Raw genomic sequence first — 25055 nt, 5'->3', positions numbered from 1 at the left:
GTGTCACCAAGGATAAGCAACAGGCAAGAGTTTAAAATACTTACCGGTACTTAGACAAAAAGATGTTAAGAATTGACTTATAATGATTATATGATAGTTGTCGAATAACATTTTATCTGTCGCTTTAACATTTTATTTGTCATGGGGATAATTCCTCCTCAAATCCCCTTCCCTAAACAATCATAACCATCTTTGATCCCTCCTCATCATCAAAGATAGGTTTAACAAATTAGTTGTCATTATTCTGATTATTAACAAATTAACTGTCACTTCTTCTGATTTGACTTTTGACGATTTATAACACAATAGTTGCCATCTTTATAATAATGCAGTTAAAATAACATTATGTTTCTATAAAACATAAGTATGAGCAAAGAAGAGAATGTAATCCCTGTTGACATCCCCTAAGATGTCCAGAGGAAGATTGAACTCATCAATTATTTAATGGAACCGTGCGATCGCATCTCTTATGGGAAAAAGTTAGATGAAGTGAGTGAGAAGTTAAATTGCTCCCGTCGAACAGTGCAACGTATGGTGAAAAAATGGGAAGAAGGAGGAAATAACGGTCTATCTTCAAGTCAAAGAGCCGACAAAGGTCAACATCGTATAGATTCAGTTTTAGTTGATTTCATTAAAAAGCAGTATATAGAAGCGAATCGGGGAGGAAGTAAAGTTAATCGTTCTCAGATTGCGGTTAAAGCACAAGTTAAAGCCCTTTAAGTCTAGTTGTTCGTTACTAAGCCCTAATTTATTTTCTAATGTTTGTCTGACTTCTGATAATTTATATTCACTTCCGTCAGCAACAATAGTTAATATGGGCAACATCAAAGACTGATATGAGGGGATTGAAGGTAAAGATTCTGACATTATCCTTTTCTTAGATTATTTAGTACAAGTTGTACTTCTTGACTTTTAGTTTCTATGAATTGTATCAGTTCTTCAGGGGTTTGATCGTCCTCCTCTACTTTTATATTTGGATTGACGGCTTTGAGATCATAGTTTTTCTGTTCTATTTCCTCACGGGTAACAGTCCAACTTCTCTCACTGTCTTGTCTATCAGGGAGTAACTCTAAAAATTCCTCAAAGTGTTTAGAGGTTAGGGGTTGACGTTTAGTAACTTTCACCTCAGATAAGTCATAATACCAAATTTTCTCAGTGGGTTTACCTTTGGTGAAAAATAGAATATTGGCTTTAACTCCCCCTCCAGCCGCCGCAAATGTCCCCGCAGGAAGGCTGACAATACACCATAAATCACAATCATTGAGTAGTTTCTTCTTGGTTTGCACAAAGGCGGTTTCATTGGTGCGGAATAATACCCCTTCATCTAACACGACTCCGCATCTACCGTTATGATTGAGACTGTCAATTAAGTGTTGTAAAAAAAGAACTTGAGTGGCACTGGTTTTATAACTAAACTTGGCTTGTACTTCTTTATGTTCTTTACCCCCAAAAGGCGGATTAGTGAGGATAACATCAAATAATTGAGGGGCATTTTTAAATAAGTCGCCATAGACGGCACTACCTGTTAAGGTGTTACCATGCCATAGGTTCGGTTGATCAATACCGTGTAACATAAGGTTCGCTAAGGCGATGGGATAAATCAGGTTTTCTTTTTCTCTACCGTAAAAGGTTTGATGTTTAAGCGTCTCTAATTGTTCGGCGGTGATGTCATCCCCTAATTGATTGCTAATATGTTCGTAGGTTTGGGCAAGGAAGCCTCCTGTACCACTGGCTGGATCATAGACGGTTTCTCCGATTTGGGGATTTATAGCAGTAACAATCGCCCTTATTACTTCTCTAGGGGTAAAGAATTGCCCACCATCGTTATTTTTCTCCCCCATCTTCAACAGTAACCCTTCATATACTTGGGATATGGGGAAGATGTGGGTATCGTCAACGTTGCGGATTTCGTGGACTTTATCTAAGACATCTAGTAAGTTACGCTCACTATCAATTCTTACTTTATCAGTAGCAGAGAGAACTTCGCTGATAATTTTTTGTCTAGGGGTGGCTTTCGGTTTATCTTTTAAGGTTTTGAGGGTGGGTAACAAGCCAAAGGGTTTACCGTCATTGTCGTAACCGCCGTTAACGAAGTTCATAAAATCCCCTAAGTTGCCACTCATGGTTAACTCTAGCCGTTTTGTGCCGTTAGGAGATGCCCAATCTTGCCAACGGTAAGGGTATTCAAGGGAGTAATGAAAGTCTAAGCCTAATACTTCCATACCTTCAGCTTCTTGTTGTTCGATGTCATCAAGGATACGCAAAAATAACAACCATGTTAATTCGGGAACGTATTGTAAGGCACTGGTACAGTTCGATCGCCTCATAATGTCACAGATACCTTTAATATAGCTGTTGAGGCTTTGTTGGGTGTTAAATTGTTTGATGTTGTTTTTACCGTTTTTACTGCTCATAGTCCATTTTTCTCCATAAATTCTTTGATACCATTTTCTAAGTCTGCAAAGGCTTTATCCATTGAGTTATATTCTTCTTTACCCTCAAAGATTGTACCGCCTTCATCGTAAGCAACCACAAAGAAGGGAGGATGCCCTTCAGCATAGCCTACCTCTATTTTTCCTTGCTCTTGCACAAAGCGACTTATATAAGGATATTCTTCTTCAAAGATTCGGGCTTTTGATACTGTTACTTTAGTCATGGTTATAATTCTCCATTAAAGGCACGTCTTAATAAGGCGGATGGTAGTTGATTTATTGCTTCCAGTTGAGCTTCTGCGGCTTTCCTTGCCCTTTCCACTGCTGACATTTGCTCATTCAGTATCGATGCGATGCGTTTTTGTTCATCTATCGGCGGTAACAGAATCGGAAAAGTAGCTAGTTTAGACTTAGAAATTTCTTTAAAAGTTGCTCCACTACCTAACGACTGTAACTCAGGGACTGATTCTTTAATATAATAATAAAGAAACCATTGATCTATATTCTCTTTTAACACAAAACTTTTACAACCTTGATTCGTACACAGAGAAACATCTGCTATTCCAATATGACCTATTGGTGCTCTACAAGAAAAAATTATTGATCCTTTAGGTACAATATTTGTATTACAGCTTTTATAACCTTTCTCTGTTATTTTTCTTAGAGAATCTTTAATGATTGGCGTTGATAATTGTCCTAAATCAGTAGGTGTAATCCATACTATATCACCATTCCAATATTCATCTATTGTCGATTTTGGGGTTGAACCATTAATAATCTCACAAACATCACCTAATTTAACCCATTGCCAACCATCAGGTAAATTGTGCTTATTTTTAGTCATTTATTCAGTAAATCCTCCAAAATAATAACGTTAATATCAGGTAATAAATTTAACTGTTTGTCATTAGTTAAAAAATCGGAACAATTATTGAAAATTGCGGTAGCCCCATGAATAGAATCAGGTAACTTAATTTTCGTTTTGCTTCTTATGTTTGCTGACTCTATTAGGATTTTTCTATCAATGTTTATTACCTCTAAACTAGAAGAAGTTTGAATCATATCTTGATAAATATTTTGTAGATGAATATTTTCATCTATCATTGGTTTAACCAAAACTTCTGACAGGCTCAACTCACTGGTAATAGCTTGTAAAAGACCATGTTCTAAATAATTAAATAACAAGTCTAAATGTTCTAAATATTCTTCATAGCCTTCGACAGCATAAATAAAAATATTAGTATCTAAATAAATTTTTTTACCTTTAATAACTTCTAATAATCCCATTTATCACGCTCCTGACGAATAAAATTATCAGCATCTTTAGGAGTTAGATAACAACCTTTACCAGTCCCAATAAATCTACTTAAAGAACCTTTTTTTTCAGAAATATTTATCATTTTTTGTTGATTATTTTTAATTGAATTAGCTAAAAAAACCATCAATTCTAGCTTTTCATTAACATTCATTTCTTGAATTTGATCAAGTAAAGTAGGTGAAATGTTACTCATCGTTTTTAACTCCTTATGCCGCAAATAACCTCATTTTAGTCTCTAATAATATCTCTTTAGGATCGCCAAACTCTTTTAAAGCACCGATTCCCCCTGCTTTTTTCACCATTGGTAACTGAAATAATTTAGGGTTTTCTAGCTCCTCCGTTCCATTTTGAGCAAATTGAGCTGTAATGGCTTTAATAGTCTTTCCTGTGGCTTCTGGCATCATTTCTAACCATTTTTCTTGCTTATACTCAAAGGCTTCTGCCCGTTGTTTACGGGTGCGTAACTGAATACCATAACCCAATTCCCCTAGAATATCAAACAAATCATAGTCTTCCAACTCCGATACTGCTCTTAATACTAAAGGCGATCGCCCCCCATCAGGTAAAATACTCATTAACTGATTACGGGTATTAGGCTTAATCCAAATCTCTCGAAATAGAGCAATATTCGACACCTCCTCAATTAACCGTTTCCCTAACCTTTCTCGGTATTCCTCCACACTCACCGGAATCGTCTCACCATTTACCATCGTTAAAATAGACTTTTGCCCTGCACTAATGCGTACATCAAAACCTTCCACAGTAATAATTTTTTGAGATTCCACATTATAACTACCCCCCTTCTCCTTAACTTTATTGCCTGTCTTATCATCCTTACGGGGTGATAACTTAGTCAAAAACTCCACCCCAAATAAACGAGTAGCATTGGTATAGTCATAAACCCGAAACATCAACTTACCCGAAGGCGGATGTAACCTTGTACCCCTACCAATCATCTGATAAAAAGTAAGAGGCGATCGCATATAACGGAAAAAGACAATGTTTTCCAACGGAGGCACATCCACCCCAGTAGTCAACAAATCCACCGTAGTAGCGATAAAATGACTTCTCGAAGACTCCTTTAAATCAGGTAAATAATCATTACCAGAACTTTTTGCCGTACATTTAAAAGCATAATCAGGCAACGGTTGACGGTTATTTTGACCACACCAATCCACATAAATATTATTCATGGTAATAGCCACCTCATCAGCGTGTTTATCACTGACACAGAAGATAACAGTTTTTTGCTCAGGTTTGCCCCTTTGTACTAAAGCCGAGAATAAGTCTTTGCACATCACTAAAACTCGATCGGGAAGCTCTATACGACGCTCATAGCTAGTACACTCATAACGCTCTCGAATCTCCTCCTCGGTGACGGGTTGCCCTGTAATACTATCCACTGGATTCCGTGCCAAAATCTCCTCAATAGTGATACCCGTATGATCTAAATTGATATTACGAGGATGAATAGAACAAACCGCTAAATAACCATCCTCAATACCTTGTCCAATATCATACTCATAAACAGGCTCACCAAAATAACGGACATTATCCGCCGTAATCTGTAAATCTTCCCTCACTTCGGGGGTGTCTTCGGTAGTGTCTAACTTGCGAGGAGTAGCAGTTAAACCAATTTGCACCGCTTCAGGATTACGAGTTAAAACTAATGACCATTTACCCCACGCCGATCGATGACACTCATCTATAATGATATGACTGAAGTAATTTTCGGGATAATTATTGACTAAGAAATTTGATCCCCCTTTATCCCCCTTGCTAAGGGGGACTTGTTTTGTCTTCTCCCCCCTTATTAAGGGGGGTTGGGGGGGATCATCTGTAATTAAGGGTTGGGGGGAATCATCTACATCTAAAGTTTGATAGGTAGCCACTAAAATCCGTGCATTTTTCTGAGGATTCTTACCCGAAATCACCGCCACATCATCCCCAAAAATCCCCTTTAAAGCCGCACTAGCTTGATCCCTTAATTCGGTTCTGTCACAGATAAATAAAGCCCGTCTTAACTGTCCTGCATCGGCTATACGACAGAGAATTTGAGTCGCAATATAGGTTTTCCCTGCACCAGTAGCCAAACTCAATAAAGCCCTTAAAGCCTCATTACCCTCATAACAAGAAGCAATCTTCTCAAATACCGCTCGAATCGCCGCATCCTGATAGTATCGCCTTGACGCTTCCCCACCACGATAGGGAGTTAATAAAGGTTTCGCTATTTCCGCATCTAACTTAAAACCCTTATGTTGTTCATACCTAGCCTGTAAATCTTGAGGAGTAGGAAACTGACTCAACGTTTTAGGCTTACTGGTTTTTCCCGTAAAAGCGTCATATTCCACAAATAAATGACCATTAGAACTATAAACAAAAGGCACATTCGACAACTTGCCATAACGTTTCACCTGTTCTAAACCTTGATTCGGCGGTGCATATTCTGCCTTCGCTTCGATAATTGCCACTGCGACGGGTTGAGTTGTTTCTGATAATCTTAACCTTAAGATATAGTCAACCCTACCCTTACCCAATTTACGGGGCTGATCATCAATAATAACGATACTCCCCGCCGTTTCTTCCCTACGAATATGATCTTCTGTCCATCCCCTTTGATGTAACGTTGGATCAATTAACTTAGCTCTAGTTTCTGCTTCATTCATTTCCTTGTCAACAAAGGTTTTTTTTTGGAGTTAAAACGAGGGATAAACCTTCAATAAGCCTTTGATTAACATTCTCCGTCCACAACATCAGAATACTCTCACCCCTCATTAAAGCCTTGGTTATTTCAATGGCAGAAAGATGGGTAAGAGTCAAGCCCTTTTCTGGATGGGGACATAAAGTGTACTTAAGGTGGGGGAAATCAAGAGGATGTTTCATTAGTTCTTCATGGCGTTCCTTAAATTCACCCAATATTTGAGAACAAACCTTAAAATCCAAGCCCATATCTAACAGATAGCCCATTAAGGCTAACTGCCAAAGCTCAGACAGAGAATAATAGACATTGTGACCACTACCTTCAGTATTAACCGTTGGCACAATAATCTCCTTCTTACGCCAGTATTCCACCTGACGATAAGTTAATCCTGCAATGGTTGCCGCTTCTTTGCTTGTAAAAAACTGTTTATCCATAATCTATATTGTACTACTCGAAAACAATAATTTATCAATTAAGTTTACCATTATCTTGCTATTTATAAAAACAATATGTTATTTTAAAGTTATGACAATTAAAACTATCTGTTGCCAGTTAATCGCCCCGGAACAAACCCGCCAAAGGCTCTGGCAATATATGGCGGAACAATATACCCCACTGATGACGGAATTGATAAGACAAGTGGGGGAGCATCCTGATTTGTCTCAATGGCAGGATAAAGGAAAAATGCCTTCGGATATTGTTAAAGATTTATGTGCTACTCTGAAAAAAGTTCCCCCCTTCACAGGCTTACCAAGTAATTTTTATGGTTCAGCCATTAACCTAGTTAATTATATCTTTGCTTCTTGGTTAGCGTCACAACATAAGCTCAAGCTCAGATAATTCTCAACCAAATATCTAATAAAAAGACAGAAGAAAAGCATAAGTATTTATTTCAAAGGCATCGTGACAGTAGTGATATTTTAGAAAAAACGGCTATCACTTATTTGATTAAGCATAATCAAAAGATACCTACTCAACCTGAACAAAGGGATAAATTTGACAAACTTTACCGCAAGACGGAGATAGAAATAGAGAGACTGGAAAAGCAGATTGAAGCCAGATTACCTAAAGGTAGAAATTTAAGTGATCAACAATGGTTAAATACTCTTATCACTGCGTCTCAAAATGTACCTAAAGATGAAAATGAAGCCAAGTTATTGCAGAAATATCTTCTCACTGAGAGTAACCCGTTTACTAACCGATGAATGAGGGTACACAGGAGGTTTGACAGGAGAAACTAACTCAAGTATCTAAGATTATCGAAAGTATGGAGAAGAAACCTTCTCTAAATGATAATCAGAAGCAGTGCCTTAAACGGAAAAAGACCAGTCAGAAAAATTTACATCAGTCTTTTCCTCGTCCTAGTAGAGTTAAATATCAGGGTAATCCTAATATTATCATGGGTTGAATAGAGTCAAAGCAACCAGTGAACTCGATGGCAGTTGCAGATGAGTTTACTTCCCAGTGCGATCGAAAGTACAATCAGGCTAGAAGTAAACCACGCAAGTGATACAGGTTGCAGATGAGTTTACTTCTCGGTGCGATCGAAAGGATCATCATAAAACAGCAAAATACAAAAATGGCTATAATTATAATAGATATATATGTGGATTGAAAGAGGTCACGAGTTCAATCATAAAATGACATTTAATTTGTTAACGATTATTCAGCGACAGCAATTTGTTAAGACGACAGTTAATTCGTTAAGATGACAACAATTTGTTAACGATAACAGATAAAATGTTATTCGATAGTAAACAAATATATCGACAAGCAATTATAACCGTTTAGTAAAGAGCCTTTGACGAGGATTGAACTCGTGACCTCACCCTTACCAAGGGTGTGCTCTACCACTGAGCTACAAAGGCAACTGGGCCGAGCTGGATTTGAACCAGCGTAGGCATAGCCAGCGGATTTACAGTCCGCCCCCATTAACCACTCGGGCATCGACCCTTTTGTTTTCACATTTAATAATTATAACTGAATATAAAAAAAAATGCCAACAAATATAAAAAAAATTGGTGAGACAATTAATAAGGTATGTTCCGAAAGCAATAGTTAAAGGGAATAGCATTATTAAGTTAGGAAATTTTTGCATAACATTTATAAATTTCCTAATCTAATATTTTATGGGCTATTCCCTCAATTTTTTTAACGCAGAGCGATGTTTTTTGTTTGGTCATCCATCGTACTATCAATATTAGCACTAGCTTGAGTTAAAGATGCTTCTAAAACACGACTGCTAGTTACAGATTGATTAGCAACGTTAACTACGGGGTTAGATAATATTCCGATAAGGGATGTGGCAATGGTTAAAATGATTAAACTAATTTGAATAGGACGCATTCCACTCATATTCCAACGCACGGAAGGATAGTTTTTCACTACTTCGGACATTTCATGAGGTTCTTTAACAACCATCATTTTGACTACTCTAATGTAGTAGTAGATGGAGATAACACTGGTAACGAGGGCTACTAAAACAAGGCTATAAAGTCCTGCTTGCCAACCTGCCCAAAAAATGTAGATTTTGCCGAAAAATCCTGCTAAGGGGGGTATTCCGCCTAGGGATAGTAAACAAAGACTTAATCCTAAAGTTAGTAAGGGGTCTTTTTGATATAGTCCTGCATAGTCACTAATTTTATCTGTTCCCGTTCTTAAAGAGAATAAAATCACACAGGCAAAAGCACCGAGGTTCATGAATAGATAAATAAACAAGTAAAAGATTATACTTGAGTAACCTGCTGTTGTACTAGCAACTAAACCAATCATGACAAATCCTGCTTGTCCGATGGAAGAGTACGCTAACATACGTTTCATGCTAGTTTGAGCTAATGCCACTACGTTGCCTAACACCATACTTAAAATGGCTAAAGCGGTAAAAATGAAATGCCATTGTTGAGCTACTGGTTCAAATACTGTGACTAATAAACGAATTGCGATCGCAAATCCTGCCGCTTTTGAACCCACAGATAAAAATGCAACTACTGGAGTAGGAGAGCCTTCATAAACATCGGGAGTCCACTGGTGGAAAGGCACAGCAGAAATTTTAAACGCAATCCCTGCAATCATAAATACTAAGGCGATGGCTAAACCAAGAGATTCTAAACCTTCTCCTGCTTGTAATACGGCACCGATTTCGTTAATGTTGGTCAATCCCCCAGACAAACCATAGAGCAAGGATGAACCATAAAGGAAAATAGCAGAACTTGCCGCACCAATTAGCAAATATTTCAAAGCGGCTTCATTAGAACGGGGATCTCGTTTCATGTATCCTGTCATTAAATAAGAAGAAATACTAAGCATTTCTAAGGATACAAACACCATTACTAATTCAGATGCCCCACATAAAAGCATTCCCCCTAAAGTAGCAGTAAGCATAATACCGATAAATTCAGCGAGAGATGTTCCTGTGTTTTCAATATAGGCAATAGACATTAATATAGTTATCGCCGTTGAAAGGGCTACAATGGCACGAAAAACAATACTCAAATTGTCGGCGGTGAAAGCACCTAAAAAAGAGGTTATTTCTGTGTTATTCCAACCGTAAAATAAGGCAACAACAGCACTAAATAAACCAATTACGGAGAAGTATGCTAAAGTGTTAGCTGATTTACGTCCAAAAATTAAATCACCAATTAAGACTAATAATAAAGTTACAGTAACAATTCCTTCTGGCAGAATTGTGACCGCATTTAGTTGACTAGCTATTTGACTGGAAAAATCCATAGTTATTCTTATTTAAAACTATCATTAGTAAATATTACCTGAAAATTAGAAACATTAATAACTAGAGGTTATGGAAAGACAGTTTTTGTCGATGTAGTTAAATGTTTTCACGCATTTTTATTCCTTTACAAGTTGCGTAATAGTCTTTTTCCCAAAACACTGTAAATTGTTTTTTTCCCATGTTGACAGAAAAAAGCCCTCCAAGGAAAACAGGGAGAAATCTTACACTGTTCTGCTTGAGAGGTAATAGTTTATATAAATAAAACTAATTATTTGTTATGATTTTATTTAACTTATCCGTAATTTAGGGTAGTTTAAGCAAAAGTCTTATAAAAAAACACCTTCACCTAAAGAATAAAAACTTATAGATACCTTACAATCTAGCTAGGAGGCAATACACCGCCACCAGTAAAAGCATCAATGACAGAACCAAAGGAATAACTCTTGGTATGGTTTCCAATTATCAATACAGTAGACTGTTACATCCCATTTTAGTAATCTAATTAAAAGTTTTTTGAGGGTTTCACTATCACGGTTTCCCAATTCCCAGTCGATAAGTCTGTTAGTATTGCGGTCATAAGCTTTCCAGATCCATAACTTGTTTTTTTTGACTCTATAAAATGCCAAAGTTCATCTAGTCCCACAACGACCGCTTCGCAGGGTTCAGGCTTTTCATAATTTTCTAGTGCCAAAGCTCTAATCCAATTTAGAATAGTCTGAGCAGAAACATTGAGGAGCTTTGCGATCGCACTTCCTACAATACCACTACCGACAATAATAATTTTTTTCATTACTTTGATAATCTCATCCACAATAGGCGCAACTTTAATATATTGTAACCCCAGTTATGATTATGTCTTCATGAACCTCAGTTATTCAGCAGTAATATGTGATTTAGCAAAATTTCAGGTATCATATTTCTCTAGCATTAATGATTTAACAAAAATCGACAATTTTATCTCAAACTCAGGTCAACTTAATTCTAGTTTTTATTTTGCACGAGGTCTATTATTGATATAGATGGATTTTTATAAGTAGAAATGAAGAAAAGAGTAACCCTTAGTTTTCCCCGTACAGTCGTGCAAATGCCCGTCACTTATCGACTAGCAAAAGAATTTAACATTGCCGCAAATATAATTCGAGCGGCTGTTGCCCCTAATCAAGTAGGGAAATTAGTTTTAGAGTTATCGGGAGATATTGATCAATTAGAAGCTGCGATCGATTGGATGAAAAGCAATAACATAGGGGTATCCCTAACAACAGGAGAAATTATTATTGATGAGGAAATTTGTGTTCACTGCGGTTTATGTACAGGAGTATGTCCCACAGAATCTTTAACCATTAATCCTAGTAGTTATCAATTACAATTTAGGCAACAAACTTGTATTGTTTGTGAACAATGTATTCCCACTTGCCCTGTACAAGCCATTACAAGCAATATGTAACACTTACTTGGGGTTATAGAAAAAGTATGAGTGATGAAGTTAGAAGTCACCGAATCAGTAAAAGTGCTTATAAATTCAGGTATTCACCCTAATCTCTAGTTTTTAGGAGATATTCTTTATCATATTTTGTTTCAACATAAGTCCTCAAAAAATATTTAATTTTCCCTTGAATTTTTAATCAAAAACCTATGAAATATTCCACTATTTTTAGCACTGGAGCGTATTTTCTTATTTCATTCTCTTTAATTTCCTCTTTTTTACCAAATAAACTATTAGCCGAAACACAGATTAAGAATCAATTAGAGTTAACCAATGAAACACCGGCATTTCAAGGCAAAAGGCTAACAGAAGGAGACTTATCCATTGAAATTGATTTCCAGCCCTATAATTTTGAAAATAATGACGATAATTTAAAATATAGACTTTTTTATCAGGGAAAAGAAAAATTCAAAGCATCTAAAGAGACTTTTTTTTCTCAAGTTTATTTTCAACCCTCAGAAAAAGATAATCCCTACCCTTACATTGTTATTCAAACCTACAGTGGTGGGGCTCATTGTTGTACCAGTTTTTATATTTATACATGGTTGGATGGGAAATTTGTTGAAACCAGTATCGAAAATTTAAACTCTGGTGGAGGAATTTTTAAAGATTTAAAAGAGGATAATTCTTTGCAATTTGTGACTAATGATAATAGTTTTCTTTATGCTTTTAGTTCTTATGCAGGGTCTTATCCTCCTAGTTTAATTTATGATGTTAAAAAAGGAGAGCTAATCGAAAACACCCGTAATTATCCCAATTATTTACAAGAAACCGCCGATGATATGCTAACAGCCCTAAAAGAAGGAATAGCAAATGATTATGAAGTAAATGGGGTTTTAGCTGGATATGTGGCTCAAAAAATTTTACTAGATGAGTATGAAGAAGGTTGGCAATTTATGTTAGAAAACTTCGATCGCAATGATACTACTGGCTTAACTATTTATAATGCAGAATTTGAAGAAGTCGGACAACATCCGGATTTCCCCACCGCTTTAAAAGCATTCCTTCAAGAAAGAGGTTATTTAAAATTAACTAATGAGCAATAAGTAACCTCTGTTAGATTTAAGAATATCGGGTAAGGGTAGGTGTCAGGTTGTTGTTGGGGGATTAGGGAGAAACGAGTTAGGAGAGTTCGTCTTCGGCTCTTACACTCCCTTTGATCGTGAACGGGGTTTTTAATTCTTAATTCTTAATTATCAACTATTTACCTTTGCCCATTGCCCTTTTAAATTTGCCTAATAGAAACTCATTTTTTACTAATAGTTTCCTTTCTATATTTCCATTCTGTAGAGCTACGTATTGCAATCCAAAGTAATAACATAGCAATTAAACCTCCATTTTTAGGTGCATCCAAGGCAAACACAACTAAAATAGCAGATAAAAAATCTTCAATAAAAATAAACATTATTGGTATTTTTCCCAAACGGAAAAACCAGCCAACTTGAACTAATTTTAAGACTAATGCGAATAAGCCTCCTATCAATCCTAACAACCATAAAGGAGTTATTTGTACCTCTAATAAACGGGCAACCCCTACCGCCATTATTCCCCCCACAAAAGGACTAAAAATCAACTGAATAATTTGTATTATTCTTAACCCTATTAATTTTTTACTGCCCAATAGTTCAAATAATGACCAACTGCTTAAAACGCCAATGATAACTTGCGGAGGAAATGACGAAAGAAAAGGTATATTATCCCAAAGTTGGTCTATTCTAATTAAACCTATAATTAGTAGGGGTAAACCGATTCTTAATCCCCCTGCCGCCGATGCAGACAAAATAGCTAATATTTGAACAAGAGAAAGGTTATCAAAATGCACGAAAAGATATTATCTAAAAATTGAATAACTGATACTGATATTTCATCATAATACACAAAAACTAAAGAACTAAGTGTAAACCTTATATATAAGAGTCTCTTTAATTCCCGAATTTCTTAACTTATTAAGACTTTGTTTGATGAATTTTTACCTAAGAAAAAAATTATTGCTTTAGCCCTTTTCTTATGATACTCTTTCATGGAGAATTTTAGAGTTTGTCGTGATTTGAGATAGAATAATAAAAATAATAAGCAAAAATACTGGATTAAAAATACTTATGACTACTGGCAACACGTCAGAATTTCCAATTCTATCAGAAAGGGAATTAGAAATCCTTGAATTAGTGGCAACAGGACTAACTAATCATGATATTGCCGATAAACTAGAGATTAGTAAAAGAACTGTTGATAATCATATTAGTAATATTCTTTCTAAAACCAAAACTGATAATCGTGTAGAGTTAGTGCGTTGGGCTTTGCAGTGGGGAAAAATCTGCTTGGATGAAGTGAATTGTTGTAGTCTTCCATCTGTGTCAAAAGATTAAAGATAGTCGTTTCAAATAAGAATGAAACAGTTTAAGAATAATAATATTCATCTCAAAAACACAAATAGTAGGCGATACCAATCCTACAAAATTTTTTAACCTGTATCAAACTTGATTGAAACAAAAATAACTATAAAAGTGTTTGATTTTGAAGATGTTTATGAAGAAAAAACTCTGGGGAAAAAAGGTTTTACCTCATCCCCCTGTTTATTAGTGTTCAATTTTTATCTGAACCAATTATCCGAAACGATAGCCAAATCCTCTTACCGTTACTATGTACTCAGGATTGCTAGGATCAAGTTCTAATTTTTCTCTTAGCCAACGGATATGGACATCAACCGTTTTTGTATCTCCCAGAAAATCAGCACCCCAGATATTTTCGATGAGTTGTTCTCTGTCCCAGACTCTTTTAGGATAAGTCATAAATAGTTCTAAAAGACGAAATTCTTTGGGTGAAAGACTTACTTCTTCTCCCCTGACAGTCACTCTACACTCTGTGGTGTATAAGGTTATATCTTTAAATTGACGAATAGCACTGGAGATATTATTGTTGATGTTATTTCTTCGTAGTAAGGCACGACAACGAGCAATAAGTTCTTTCATGCTGAAAGGTTTAGTTACATAGTCGTCTGCACCTATTTCTAAGCCTAAGACTCTGTCTGTTTCGGCGGCTTTGGCACTTAAAATAAGGATAGGAATATTATTTCCTCTATAACGTAGTAAACGACAAATATCTAAGCCGTTTACTTCTGGTAACATTAAGTCGAGAATAATTAGGTCTATTTTTTCTTTCGAGTTTTCTTCTCCAATACGCTCAAGAACATTTAATGCTTCTCTGCCATTTTCTGCTTGAATTACATTGTAACCCTCATCTGCAAGATTTAAGGCAATCATATTACGAATCAACTGCTCATCTTCAACTACAAGGATGTTATAGTTGATTGATACTTTTTCATTAGCGCCAATTGGTGGTAAATCCAGACACAACATAAAATTTTTTTATTTTTTGTTCCCTAGTAACATATATATCAAAAATATTGAGTTTTGGTTATATTTTTTTTTACTAGGGATGATATATTGGACTTCTTACATAATTTAATCAACAGGGAGCAGTGATAAAATTGGTTTTAAAACTTTACTGACTAGAGATATGAAACAGAGACAAAACTAGGTAAAAATATAAACCTAAAGTCTAAATACGGTTTACTTTTGCCTTTTGCTTTCGACTTACAACAAAAAATCATAGCTCAAATAACCAATGCAGTTTTCAATTGCACTAATTTTATCTTCATTCTGATTTTGCCAGAGGTCTATTGTTTATGATTCTACAATGGTAATTTCTTCTTCTTTTAGGTGAGCTTTAAATTTTTTGCTAAATTGAACCAGATAAGGAAAATTAGCGCTAACAGGTCTTCCTTGCCATTCAGTTACAATTCTAATCAATTCTCCTTCCATTCCTTTGATGTCAAAAGGTTCTTTTTTATGCTCAGGATGATGATAAACTATCACAGATTCTTTAACTTTAACGCGATCGCCTATTTTCATAGTTAAGATTAATTTTTAGGTGAAATAAATTTAAAAATACGGACATACAGTCTTTTATTCTTGCATAGTTGGTCAGTTGGTGCAAAGTTACCGTTAAGTTAGTTTAAATTTTGCTTACTTTGGATTAAGATTTTATGGGGAGTAAGGTTTTAGATAGTTGTTTTTGTCTATTTGCCAACGAATATTATCTTTAGATGGTTTTGTTGTGTCTGATTGTTGAGAGTTATCTGTGGGAATTTCTGTGGTAACACGATGGAGAGGAACTACATAAAAGACTAATTCAAATTCTCTTTGCAAACGTTGATTGAGAAAATCTTGTACTAAGCGTACTTGATTAGGTGTTACTTCTTTGTCAGTTTCCAAGGTTACATAAATAGTAGGTGTTTGAGTTGTCCACACAACCTGAATTTGAGTATCTTCTACTTCTGTACCAACAGTAATAGTTTCGTTGATAAGTTTTGTTCTAATTTCTCTTTCAATACGTTGTTGTTGTATTAGGCGATAAAAACTGGCACTGAGGGGAATAATTAATAATAAGGTTAACAGAGAAGTCCATCCCACTGCTTGGCTAGGCTTAGTATAACCTGAGATGATAAACACGATCATACAAGCAAGAGTGATACCAAGTAGGTTAGTTGCATATAATAAAAAAGCTCCGATCGCATGAGTATAATTATCCATAGTTAAGGAAATACCCACTACACATAAAGGAGGCATCAGAGCAACTGCGATCGCAGTTCCCGCCAAAGTATCACTAATACCTTTTCTGACTTTGCCAAAGCCACTTATAGCCCCTGCGGTAATAGCAATACCCAAATCAATTAAATTCGGTTGAGTTCTAGCCGCAATTTCTGAGCCTACATCGGGAAGTCCCACCAATTTAGCAATAAAACTAGAAAGAAACAACGCTAATAAAGTAGCTCCCACAATGGAGAAAAAAGCCCTGCGAAATAATAATAATTCCCCCTCACAAGCTGAAAAAGCAAGTCCTCTTAAAGGTAACATTAATGGTGCTACAATCATTGCTCCAATAATAACAGCGCTACTGTTACTAATTAATCCAAAAGTAGCGATTAAACAAGAAGCAATAGTACATAAAATAAAATCTTTGCTCCAAGCAGAATCTTGAGATAACTGTAAATGAAGAGTTTTGATTTCTTCAGGATGAGAAGGAGGCATTGAACGATAAGCAAACATTCTTAGCCAACGAAAAATCGCCTTAATCTTCTTTTTGTTAAACCATTGACTATAAATTTGTTGAATGATTTTATTCATTACATTTGTACCTGAAAATCAAAAGGAGACCTAATTAAATAATTATCTTTGTTGTTTATGTATTTCTGAGATAATTCGAGATAAATTGTAAAAAAATAACTCTGCCCTCAAATTGTAGATTGTTCTATAATTTAGCTTGACAGAATCTCGTCTGAAAAAAAAACAATCATGAATTCCCCCCGTCAACATTCTTCTGAAGCCCTAGCCTTAGAGGTTGCCTCTCTGAAAAAATTGGTAGTTGATTTGAGTAAGTATAAAAGAGCGATGGAGGCTCAAAAAGAGTTATTTCGCTCTATTCTGATGATGAGTAATGTAGCGAGTGGGAAATTGATGCTACGCTCTATTTTACTAGAAATATCTGAAGTAACTAGAGATTTATTAAAAGCACAGGATGCCAGTTTATTTATTCTCAATCCGACAGGGGTAATTACAGAAAGCATTTTAGCCAGAGGTCCGACAATCCAAGAAGAAAAAACTCACCTGATTGGTACTATTTTAGATCGAGGTTTAGCAGGTTGGGTTTATCGTTATCGTCGTATGGCTTTAGTCAAGGACACTCAACAGGATGAGCGATGGTTAAATTTTGAAAATCAACCCTATGAAGTTGGTTCTGCCCTTTGCATTCCTTTTTTAAGGGGTAGTCTCGTTTTAGGTATTCTAACGTTAACTCATCCCAAACCAAGGCATTTCAACGAAGATATGGAAGATTTTATGAGTATGTTTTCTCCTTCGATCGCGATCGCACTTGACCATGCCAGAATTTATCTCGAAAGCCATTAGAGCTATTAGTAATTAAGAAGTAAAGGGTAAAAGGCAAGAGACAAGGGGCAAGGGCAAAGGTAAATAGTTGATAATTAATAACTCTTAACTCCTAACTTGTCTTCCCTAATCCCCCAATCCCTTAACACCTGATACCTGACATCTCTTTCATAACTCCGAACTTTTATTCTCCATCATCTGACAATATCTTCTAGGGCAGATTTTAAATTAGAATACTGAAAATCATAATTCATAACTTCTTGGGTTTTTTGCGGTAAAACCTTTTGTCCTTCCAATACCACTTTTGCTCCATCTCCTAACAATAGCTCTAGGGCAATACTCGGCACAGGCAACCAAGAAGGACGTTTTAAAACATTTCCTAGGGTTTCACATAATTGATTCATGGTTACAGGATAAGGGGCAGTAGCATTAAATATTCCCTCAATGTTGTCAGACGTTAAAGCATTTTCAATCATATTTACCACATCATCGATATGCACCCAAGAAAACCATTGCTTACCGCTACCAATAGGACCTCCAGCAAAAATTTTAAAAGGTGGAATCATCTTTGCTAATGCCCCCCCATTACCCAAAACAATGCCTAAACGAAAAATAGCTAATCTTACCCCCTCTGATGTCACTTTCTGAGCTTCATTTTCCCAACTTTGACAAACTTCCGCTAAAAAATCATTTCCTGCAGGGCTAATTTCTGTATAAGTTTCCGTTTCACTGGTGCCATAGTAACCAATGGCAGAAGCATTAATTAAAACTTTTGGTTTATTTTCCCCTTGAGAAATTGCCTCTACAATCATCCTTGTACCTAATTGCCTACTCTCTAGTATCTCTCGCTTATAATCTGTAGTCCATCTCTCGGCAATGGGAGCTCCTGCTAAATTAACTACTGCATCGCAACCATCTATTTTTTTTTGCCATTCTCCTGCTTGTTTGGGAGTGTAGGATACAAACTCTAGGTTAGACAAAAGACTAGCTTTAAAAGCTGATTTTGCTTTTTCAATATTACGGGTGAAGATGACAATTTGATGTTTAATGGCTAATTTATTGACTAATTGTTCACCAATAAAACCCGTAGCTCCTGTAATTGCGATTTTCATAAATAATAGCTCCTATAAAGTATTTAATTTAATTCCTCACTATACACCATCCCCTTTTTTGACCCATAATTTTAGCTCGAACAGAGGTCATGATAGGTTAAAGTGTAAACAATCAAAAAAAGAAAGTAAACTTTAACAATAGAATCAAAAAATATATGGCTTGGTTTTATCCTGTTTTCGCAACAGCAACATCAACAGAAACAGCCAGTCCTGCCCTTATTCTGGCTGGGGTATTATTAACATTAATCGTAATTTACTTTGCAAGTAAAGTCGGGGGAGAGTTATGTTCAAGAATTGGTCTTCCTGCGGTTTTAGGGGAGTTAGTTGGTGGGGTTGTGATCGGGGTATCTGCCCTTAAGTTAGTTATTTTTCCTGAAGGTGGATTGTCAGGAGATGAGTCTTTAATTATTCAATTTTTGGAAACTACAGCTAATTTAGAACCCTCATCAGCAGAAAAAGTTTTTGACAGCGTAAGTGAGGTTATTTCTGTTTTTTCTGAGTTAGGGGTGATTATTCTCTTATTTGAAATTGGTTTAGAATCTGACCTAAAAGAATTAATTAGAGTAGGTCCTTCTGCGTCTGTTGTGGCTGTGGCTGGGGTTGTTGTTCCTTTTGCCTTGGGTACTTTTGGTTTAGACTATTTTTTCTACTTACCCTTAATCCCTTCTATTTTTGCAGGGGCGGCATTGACTGCTACCAGTATCGGTATTACGGCGAAGGTATTAGCTGAGTTAGGGCAGTTAAGCTCAAAAGAAGGTCAAATTATCATCGGGGCGGCGGTTTTAGATGATATTTTAGGTATTATTGTTTTGGCAGTGGTTGCAAGTTTAGCTAAAACGGGAGAAATCCAAATTAGTCAAATTGTTTATCTCATTATTAGTGCTGGTGCATTTTTAATCGGTGCAATCCTCATTGGACGTTTAATCAGTCCTTGGTTAGTGGGTTTGGTGAACCAGATGAAGACGAGAGGAGATATTCTGATTACAGGTTTGATTTTTGCTTTTACTCTGGCATATATTGCTAATGTCATTCAATTAGAGGCGATTTTAGGAGCATTTGCGGCGGGTCTAATTTTGGCAGAGACGGAGAAAAGAAAAGAATTGGAAGAACAAATTATTCCTGTGGCTGATATGTTTGTCCCTATTTTCTTTGTGTGTGTCGGGGCAAAAACTGATTTAAGTGTCTTAAATCCTGCTGTGCCTAGTAATAGAGAAGGATTAATAATTGCATCTTTCTTAATAGTGGTGGCAATTATCGGTAAAGTTGTGGCAGGTTTCACTATTTGGGGACAACCTGAAGTTAATAAGTTAGCAGTAGGTGTGGGTATGATTCCTAGAGGTGAGGTTGGTTTGGTATTTGCCGGTGTGGGGGCGGCTAGTGGGGCACTTTCTCCTGCAACAGATGCGGCAATCATCGTGATGGTTATTGTTACAACTTTTGTTGCACCCCCTTTACTTAAGTTAGTATTTAAAGAGCCAGTACCGACAACGGAAACGGAAAGCAAAGTCAATTAATCTAGGTTTGGAGGATTGGGGTATTGGGGTATTGGGGTATTAGGGAGAAACCAGTTCACGATTAGGAGTTTTTTATTCTTAATTCTTCACCTTTGCCCCTTGCCCCTTTAACTTTGCCTTGTTTTAATTGCTGATTACTAATTACTAAGTCTTAATTAAATTATGGGTAAGCTCATTCTCTTTACTATTCAAGCAGGTAGTTTTCAGACAGGTTTTTATTTAACTTTGCAAATTTGTGAAGATAGTTGCGATCGCATCGCTCATCCTTTTGCTACTTTTACAGGGAAACTTCCCCCTTGTCAACCGATTCGTCAACATTATCAACAATGGCAAGAAAGTTATCGCAGTTTAAATCAAAAAGTGAGATTAGGGTCTTCTCCTCAACAAATAACTCATATTAGTAATAGTTGCCGTCAGTCAGCTTCCCAGTTAAAAGAAACTTTAAGTAATTGGTATAATTCGTCTTTTCCTGATTTTGCTCGTGTTCGAGAAAATTTATTGTCAGAATTAAATAGAGATGAATCTGTGCGTCTTTTAATTCAAACAGAAATTTCTGAGTTGATTTTTCTTCCTTGGCATTTATTTTTTGAACCTTTTTTATCTAAATATCCTCAAGCTGAAATTGCGATCGCTCCTATTGAATATAAAAGTTTAAATACTCCTCAAAAACAGAGACAAAATATAAGAATATTAGCGGTGTTAGGTAATGATGAAGGAATTAATTTAAAGCCAGATTTAGAGACATTAAATAACTTAGAAAAAGCAGAAATTAAAACTTTAATTAATACTTGTAGAAAAGAATTATTTGCTCATCTTTATGAAGAAGAATGGGACTTATTTTTTTTTGCAGGACATAGTGGAAAAAATCCACTAACTCAACAAGGGCAATTATATCTAAATCAAGAAGATATTATTACTATTGAAGAATTTAATAAAGCGATAATGAAGTCTATTCAAAAAGGATTAAGACTGGCAATTTTTAACTCTTGTGATGGGTTAGGGTTAGCCAAAGATTTAGCCGCTTTACATCTTCCTCAAACCATTGTTATGGGAGAAATGATACCTGATAAAGTTGCCCATGTTTTCATCAAAGAATTTCTGGCTAATTTTGCTCAAAATCAAACTCTTTATCTGGCAGTGAGACAAGCTAGGGAAAGACTCCAAGAACTTGAAAAAGAATATCCCTGTGCTACTTGGTTGCCGATTATTTGTCAAAATCCCGCTAGTTTACCCTTGACTTGGCAGAATTTGCAAGGCCTTGATTTTGCTCCAATCAGTATTAAAACAATTAAACCTCCTGAAAATTTCCAACATTTAGTTTTAGAAACTCTGATTAATAAAACTCAATTGATAATTGAATATGAATCTTTGACGGAAACAAATACAGAAGTAATAGTTAATTATATCGATAAAGATTTATCTTTTGCGGAGGATATTAATAGGATTATTTCAGAGGTAGGGGGAAAAAATATTGATCGGGAATTAAAACAGGAACAAGTCAAAAACTTAGGGCAAATTTTGATCACTAATGGAGGTCAATTAAGAGCGGATAAAATTTTTCATGCAGTTATTTATGATTATCATAATCATAGTTTAACGGATAAAAATCTAATTAGCACAGTTATTAGTCGCTGTTTAACTTTATCTGATAGTAGCGGTAGAAATTCTATTGCTTTTCCTTTTCTTTCTCCTGTTAATTCTGCTGTTGAAGTCGATGAAATTGGTTTGATATTTGCCCAAGAAATAGTTAAATATTTAGAAGGAAATACTAAATTAAATTCTGTTAAAATTATTTTACAAAATTATAATCAAAATAAAAATATTACTGATGAAAAACTATATCGATTTTACCTAAGTTTTAAACAATATATTGAGCTAAAAAAAGAAATTAATCACCGTCAGAGTTTATTATCAGATTTAGTCAAAATTTATCAAAAAAGAAGTATGTCTTCGGCGGTAGAAATTTTGCATCTTTATCAAGATTCTTTGAATCGTTTTGAAACTGAATGGATTAATAATCGATGGAAAGAGAAACAAGAAGATAATAGTTATGATTATCAATTACCATTGGAAAATATTACTCAACAAATTAATTCTCAAAAGTCTGTCGTTATTAATGAAGAAATTGTTACTTCTCTACATCAAAATTATCATGAAAAAGCAGCGACTATTTGGCAAGATTTAGTTAACCTTGAAGATGAAGATGAAATTATTAGTTTACTAAGAAAATTAGGTTTAGATATAGATGGTTTTGCGTGGATTAATGATCAATATGAAATTGCGATCGCATCTGTTAAAGCTAGACAAAAAAAAGTTAATGAAATGCTCAAAAATCAGGTTCAACAATTAGAAAAAGGACAAGAATTACTACAAAAAACATTAGTTAATTTATATCAAGAAGGTTCATTAAATAAAAAAGAAGAAGGGGAAGAAAGAAGATTATTATTTAGAGAATATCCTAAAATAGATATAACAGTAAAAACAGAAGAATTACCAGAAGAATATCGTCTTGAAAAAATAAGCTACAGCGCTGATAAAAGAGCGTTAAAAGAAGCTATTGAAAGAGGAGAAGATTTAAGTAATTATGCCAAAATAGATCCTAATTTAAAGGTACAATTTGGGTTTAAATAGTTAAGTATGAAATTAGATAAACTTCCCTTTATTTTTTATCTACTATCTTCTAAACTTTGATATATTTTTTATAACTCATAACATAAGTTTTATTTTGAATTGAGATTATACATAACTATAAAATAACCAGTTTAATTATTCAATTACAATATAATAATTACGTAAAAATATTTTTAATGATATTACATAATTTTTTAAAGCAAAATTTACCTTTTGATGTTAGTTTATTACCCGATAATTGTTATTTAGTTGGTGGTGCAGTTAGGGATATATTATTACAACGCTCAAGGAGTTATTTAGACTTAGATTTTGTTTTGCCCCATCAGCCCATAGAAACAGCAAAAATCATCGCTCGTGAATATCAAGCAGGATTTGTTGTTTTAGACCCAGTAAGGTATATTGCGAGGGTAGTGTTTCCCCATGCAACTATTGATTTTGCACGGCAAGAAGGAGATTCAATTTATCAGGATTTGGCTAGGCGAGATTATACCATAAATGCGATCGCATTTCATTGTCAAGAGGGTATAATTGTTGACCCTTTTCAGGGAGAAATAGATATAAAAAAAGGAATATTAAAGATGATTAGTCGTGATAATTTAGCGGATGATCCTTTAAGATTAATGCGAGGTTATCGACAGGCTTCCCAACTTGATTTTACCATTGAATCTTTTACCCGTGCCACTATTAAAGATTTAAAAGAATTGTTAAAAAATATAGCAATGGAGAGGGTTAATCAGGAATTAGCTTATTTATTTGAGACAAAAAAAGGTAGTTATTGGTTAAAAGAAGCCTTTAAAGATGGTTTACTTTCCATTTGTTTTCCTTCTGCTGATGAAAAAATGGTCAATCTCTTAGTAAATATTGATGAATCTGCTCAGTTTTTAAGCAGTAAATATAGCTCAAATTTTCCTGACAATTACTCATGGTATAAAGAAGCAAAGTTAGCTTGTTTAACTAACCAAAATTCTTCGATTGCTGAAACAGAATTAATTAATTTAAAATACTCCCGTCAAGAAATAAAATCAGTTTTGACTATCTTACAATTCACTAATAAATTAACAGAAATAGATTTCCGAAACAATAAAAGAAAACAATATTTTTTCTTCCAGTCAGTAGGGGATTATTTCCCAAATTTAGCTGTTTTTGCCCTTGCTCATAATGTATCCAAAGATTTAATTCTTCAGCTTATGGAATTATACTTAAATCCTGAAAATGCGATCGCACATCCTCAACCATTATTATCAGGTAATGATATTATGAAACGCTTGAATATTGCCCCTAGCCCTTTAATTGGGAAAATATTGACAGAAGTACAAATTGCTTATATCGAAGGGAAAATAAATAATAAAGAAACTGCTATTGATTTTATTAAAAATAATTTTACAACATAATTATCATATGAGTTCAGTATTTGGGGCTTAAAAAATTAGGGGATAGAAAAAAATATAATAGGAGGGAGAAAGGGAGAGAGGGGCTTAGGGTATTAGAAAGAAACTAATTATTAATTGACATTAATTGACGTTAATTAATTATATTTTTGCGTAACATCAGTTATTAAAAACAACATTAGAAAAACTAAATTCGGTAATTGTTGGTTGCTCATTTTCTTCAGTAATAATCTGACGATTAGTTAAAACATAGTAATCACCAACTTTCTCAAATTTGTCATGAAAAATAGATTTAGCCCCTTTTTGTTCACCAGTTTGAGCATCAGCGTAAATGGAGTCATAACCTAAAGATAAATAGCCTTTGTCAGTGTGTAAAACCTCAAAAGTGTTGATGGTAACGAAAATATCACGAATTTTGCGATAAACAAGGGTGACAACATTATCTTTTACTTTATATTTATTACCTTCAGAAGCTCCACCCACTAGAATTTCTACCGCACCATCTGCATCAGTTTCTCCAAAACTGAAAGTATTTTCTCCGTGGGATTTTTCAAAACTATGATTAACTCGGTGAATGGTAATTTCCCATAACTGTTGTTGAATTGCTTTTTGGGCAGAACTATCTTCAATGTCAGAAACGCTAAACTGTAGATTAGATTCTATTTTACCCTTAGCTGTATAGGTAGCTGTAGGGGTTTTATAAGTAATGTCACAGGTATAACCCGGAAAATTCTCATCCCATGTATAGCGATTTTCGTAGGCATTGCGGAAAAGTTGTTCTGCTGTTAAAGTTTGAGTCAT

Annotated in this window: 25 protein-coding genes, 2 tRNA genes and 2 pseudogenes; 11 read left to right on the top strand and 18 right to left on the bottom strand. The window is 35.1% G+C overall.

The genetic code is table 11. The features are described from left to right. Positions 1 to 420 precede the first annotated feature (420 nt). Positions 421 to 720, top strand: a pseudogene (locus tag Dongsha4_RS00140) (helix-turn-helix domain-containing protein); the annotation flags it as partial. Here the strand turns inward: Dongsha4_RS00140 and Dongsha4_RS18955 are convergent. Genes Dongsha4_RS18955 through Dongsha4_RS00105 form a run of 8 tightly spaced genes read right to left on the bottom strand, consistent with a single transcriptional unit; the run spans position 619 to position 6885 of the window. Then, positions 619 to 867, bottom strand: coding sequence for a winged helix-turn-helix domain-containing protein (locus tag Dongsha4_RS18955; RefSeq protein ID WP_425590770.1), 249 nt, complete (start codon positions 865 to 867; stop codon positions 619 to 621). The pseudogene Dongsha4_RS00140 and the gene Dongsha4_RS18955 sit on opposite strands and share 102 nt — an antisense overlap. After that, a complete protein-coding gene (locus Dongsha4_RS00135; protein ID WP_330203784.1) occupies positions 867 to 2414 on the bottom strand; it encodes an N-6 DNA methylase in 1548 nt (515 codons plus the stop codon). Before Dongsha4_RS00135 ends, Dongsha4_RS18955 begins: the two co-directional genes overlap by 1 nt. Beyond that, entirely contained in the window at positions 2411 to 2656 is a 246-nt protein-coding gene (locus tag Dongsha4_RS00130) for a hypothetical protein (RefSeq protein WP_330203783.1), read from the bottom strand. Before Dongsha4_RS00130 ends, Dongsha4_RS00135 begins: the two co-directional genes overlap by 4 nt. Before the next feature lie 2 nt (positions 2657 to 2658). Further along, on the bottom strand, positions 2659 to 3276 hold the full coding sequence (locus tag Dongsha4_RS00125; protein WP_330203782.1) for a restriction endonuclease subunit S: 618 nt from the start codon (positions 3274 to 3276) through the stop codon (positions 2659 to 2661). Then, a complete protein-coding gene (locus Dongsha4_RS00120; RefSeq protein ID WP_330203781.1) occupies positions 3273 to 3719 on the bottom strand; it encodes a type II toxin-antitoxin system VapC family toxin in 447 nt (148 codons plus the stop codon). The genes Dongsha4_RS00125 and Dongsha4_RS00120 overlap by 4 nt, the downstream gene beginning before the upstream one ends. Further along, entirely contained in the window at positions 3707 to 3943 is a 237-nt protein-coding gene (locus Dongsha4_RS00115; protein ID WP_330203780.1) for a hypothetical protein, read from the bottom strand. Before Dongsha4_RS00115 ends, Dongsha4_RS00120 begins: the two co-directional genes overlap by 13 nt. A 13-nt stretch (positions 3944 to 3956) precedes the next feature. Further along, positions 3957 to 6416 (bottom strand): DEAD/DEAH box helicase family protein, encoded by a 2460-nt coding sequence (locus tag Dongsha4_RS00110; protein WP_330203779.1) that lies wholly within the window; start codon positions 6414 to 6416, stop codon positions 3957 to 3959. Positions 6417 to 6423: 7 nt separating this feature from the next. Beyond that, the gene (locus Dongsha4_RS00105; RefSeq protein ID WP_330203778.1) at positions 6424 to 6885 is read right to left on the bottom strand and encodes a MerR family transcriptional regulator; all 462 of its coding nucleotides are present in this window, start codon (positions 6883 to 6885) and stop codon (positions 6424 to 6426) included. A gap of 91 nt (positions 6886 to 6976) precedes the next feature. Between Dongsha4_RS00105 and Dongsha4_RS00100 the strand changes: the two genes are divergently transcribed. The 3 genes from Dongsha4_RS00100 (at position 6977) to Dongsha4_RS00090 (ending at position 7859) form a co-directional block, all read left to right on the top strand. Then, complete coding sequence (locus Dongsha4_RS00100) at positions 6977 to 7291, top strand: hypothetical protein (protein WP_330203777.1); 315 nt, start codon at positions 6977 to 6979, stop codon at positions 7289 to 7291. 104 nt (positions 7292 to 7395) lie between these two features. Beyond that, positions 7396 to 7656 (top strand): hypothetical protein, encoded by a 261-nt coding sequence (locus Dongsha4_RS00095; RefSeq protein WP_330203776.1) that lies wholly within the window; start codon positions 7396 to 7398, stop codon positions 7654 to 7656. Between the two features lie 62 nt (positions 7657 to 7718). Continuing rightward, entirely contained in the window at positions 7719 to 7859 is a 141-nt protein-coding gene (locus Dongsha4_RS00090) for a hypothetical protein (RefSeq protein WP_330203775.1), read from the top strand. A gap of 388 nt (positions 7860 to 8247) precedes the next feature. On the opposite strand, the gene Dongsha4_RS00085 is transcribed toward Dongsha4_RS00090, so the two are convergent. The 4 genes and pseudogenes from Dongsha4_RS00085 to Dongsha4_RS00070 form a co-directional block, all read right to left on the bottom strand. Next, positions 8248 to 8319: transfer RNA gene (locus tag Dongsha4_RS00085), tRNA-Thr, on the bottom strand. Positions 8320 to 8322: 3 nt separating this feature from the next. Next, positions 8323 to 8404, bottom strand: a tRNA-Tyr gene (locus Dongsha4_RS00080). 198 nt (positions 8405 to 8602) lie between these two features. After that, positions 8603 to 10180: an NAD(P)H-quinone oxidoreductase subunit N gene (locus Dongsha4_RS00075; protein ID WP_330203774.1), complete on the bottom strand. Its 1578-nt coding sequence runs from the start codon at positions 10178 to 10180 to the stop codon at positions 8603 to 8605. 438 nt (positions 10181 to 10618) lie between these two features. Then, positions 10619 to 10929 (bottom strand): annotated as a pseudogene (locus Dongsha4_RS00070) (IS1 family transposase); the annotation flags it as partial. A gap of 291 nt (positions 10930 to 11220) precedes the next feature. Between Dongsha4_RS00070 and Dongsha4_RS00065 the strand changes: the two are divergent. After that, positions 11221 to 11625, top strand: coding sequence for an NIL domain-containing protein (locus tag Dongsha4_RS00065; RefSeq protein WP_330203773.1), 405 nt, complete (start codon positions 11221 to 11223; stop codon positions 11623 to 11625). A 188-nt stretch (positions 11626 to 11813) separates the two neighbouring features. Then, positions 11814 to 12710, top strand: coding sequence for a hypothetical protein (locus Dongsha4_RS00060; protein ID WP_330203772.1), 897 nt, complete (start codon positions 11814 to 11816; stop codon positions 12708 to 12710). A 200-nt stretch (positions 12711 to 12910) separates the two neighbouring features. On the opposite strand, the gene Dongsha4_RS00055 is transcribed toward Dongsha4_RS00060, so the two are convergent. Beyond that, positions 12911 to 13486 carry a DUF4126 domain-containing protein gene (locus tag Dongsha4_RS00055; RefSeq protein WP_330203771.1) on the bottom strand — a complete coding sequence of 192 codons (576 nt, stop codon included), beginning with the start codon at positions 13484 to 13486 and terminating at the stop codon, positions 12911 to 12913. A 277-nt stretch (positions 13487 to 13763) separates the two neighbouring features. On the opposite strand from Dongsha4_RS00055, the gene Dongsha4_RS00050 reads away from it, so the two are divergent. Beyond that, complete coding sequence (locus Dongsha4_RS00050) at positions 13764 to 14030, top strand: response regulator transcription factor (protein WP_330203770.1); 267 nt, start codon at positions 13764 to 13766, stop codon at positions 14028 to 14030. A gap of 237 nt (positions 14031 to 14267) precedes the next feature. On the opposite strand, the gene Dongsha4_RS00045 is transcribed toward Dongsha4_RS00050, so the two are convergent. The 3 genes from Dongsha4_RS00045 to Dongsha4_RS00035 all read right to left on the bottom strand — a co-directional run bounded on the left by Dongsha4_RS00045 (position 14268) and on the right by Dongsha4_RS00035 (position 16850). After that, a complete protein-coding gene (locus Dongsha4_RS00045) occupies positions 14268 to 15020 on the bottom strand; it encodes a response regulator transcription factor (RefSeq protein ID WP_330203769.1) in 753 nt (250 codons plus the stop codon). A gap of 327 nt (positions 15021 to 15347) precedes the next feature. After that, complete coding sequence (locus Dongsha4_RS00040) at positions 15348 to 15575, bottom strand: ferredoxin-thioredoxin reductase variable chain (protein ID WP_330203768.1); 228 nt, start codon at positions 15573 to 15575, stop codon at positions 15348 to 15350. A gap of 132 nt (positions 15576 to 15707) precedes the next feature. Then, a complete protein-coding gene (locus Dongsha4_RS00035) occupies positions 15708 to 16850 on the bottom strand; it encodes a DUF389 domain-containing protein (protein ID WP_330203767.1) in 1143 nt (380 codons plus the stop codon). 168 nt (positions 16851 to 17018) lie between these two features. Here Dongsha4_RS00035 and Dongsha4_RS00030 point away from each other — a divergent pair, with 168 nt between their 5' ends. Continuing rightward, complete coding sequence (locus Dongsha4_RS00030) at positions 17019 to 17630, top strand: GAF domain-containing protein (RefSeq protein WP_330203766.1); 612 nt, start codon at positions 17019 to 17021, stop codon at positions 17628 to 17630. 173 nt (positions 17631 to 17803) lie between these two features. Here Dongsha4_RS00030 and thyD read toward each other — a convergent pair whose 3' ends face one another. After that, on the bottom strand, positions 17804 to 18721 hold the full coding sequence (thyD, locus tag Dongsha4_RS00025) for a thylakoid membrane protein ThyD (protein WP_330203765.1): 918 nt from the start codon (positions 18719 to 18721) through the stop codon (positions 17804 to 17806). A 155-nt stretch (positions 18722 to 18876) separates the two neighbouring features. On the opposite strand from thyD, the gene Dongsha4_RS00020 reads away from it, so the two are divergent. The 3 genes from Dongsha4_RS00020 to Dongsha4_RS00010 all read left to right on the top strand — a co-directional run bounded on the left by Dongsha4_RS00020 (position 18877) and on the right by Dongsha4_RS00010 (position 24257). Continuing rightward, a complete protein-coding gene (locus tag Dongsha4_RS00020; protein WP_330203764.1) occupies positions 18877 to 20235 on the top strand; it encodes a cation:proton antiporter in 1359 nt (452 codons plus the stop codon). A 162-nt stretch (positions 20236 to 20397) separates the two neighbouring features. Next, positions 20398 to 22866 carry a macro domain-containing protein gene (locus Dongsha4_RS00015; RefSeq protein WP_330203763.1) on the top strand — a complete coding sequence of 823 codons (2469 nt, stop codon included), beginning with the start codon at positions 20398 to 20400 and terminating at the stop codon, positions 22864 to 22866. Positions 22867 to 23042: 176 nt separating this feature from the next. Continuing rightward, positions 23043 to 24257, top strand: coding sequence for a CCA tRNA nucleotidyltransferase (locus Dongsha4_RS00010; protein ID WP_330203762.1), 1215 nt, complete (start codon positions 23043 to 23045; stop codon positions 24255 to 24257). 156 nt (positions 24258 to 24413) lie between these two features. Here the strand turns inward: Dongsha4_RS00010 and Dongsha4_RS00005 are convergent, their stop codons facing one another. After that, positions 24414 to 25055 (bottom strand): DUF3386 domain-containing protein, encoded by a 642-nt coding sequence (locus Dongsha4_RS00005; RefSeq protein ID WP_330203761.1) that lies wholly within the window; start codon positions 25053 to 25055, stop codon positions 24414 to 24416.

It is taken from the genome of Cyanobacterium sp. Dongsha4 (genome assembly GCF_036345015.1).
Lineage (GTDB): Bacteria > Cyanobacteriota > Cyanobacteriia > Cyanobacteriales > Cyanobacteriaceae > PCC-10605.
This window is presented reverse-complemented; position numbering and strand designations above follow the sequence as displayed.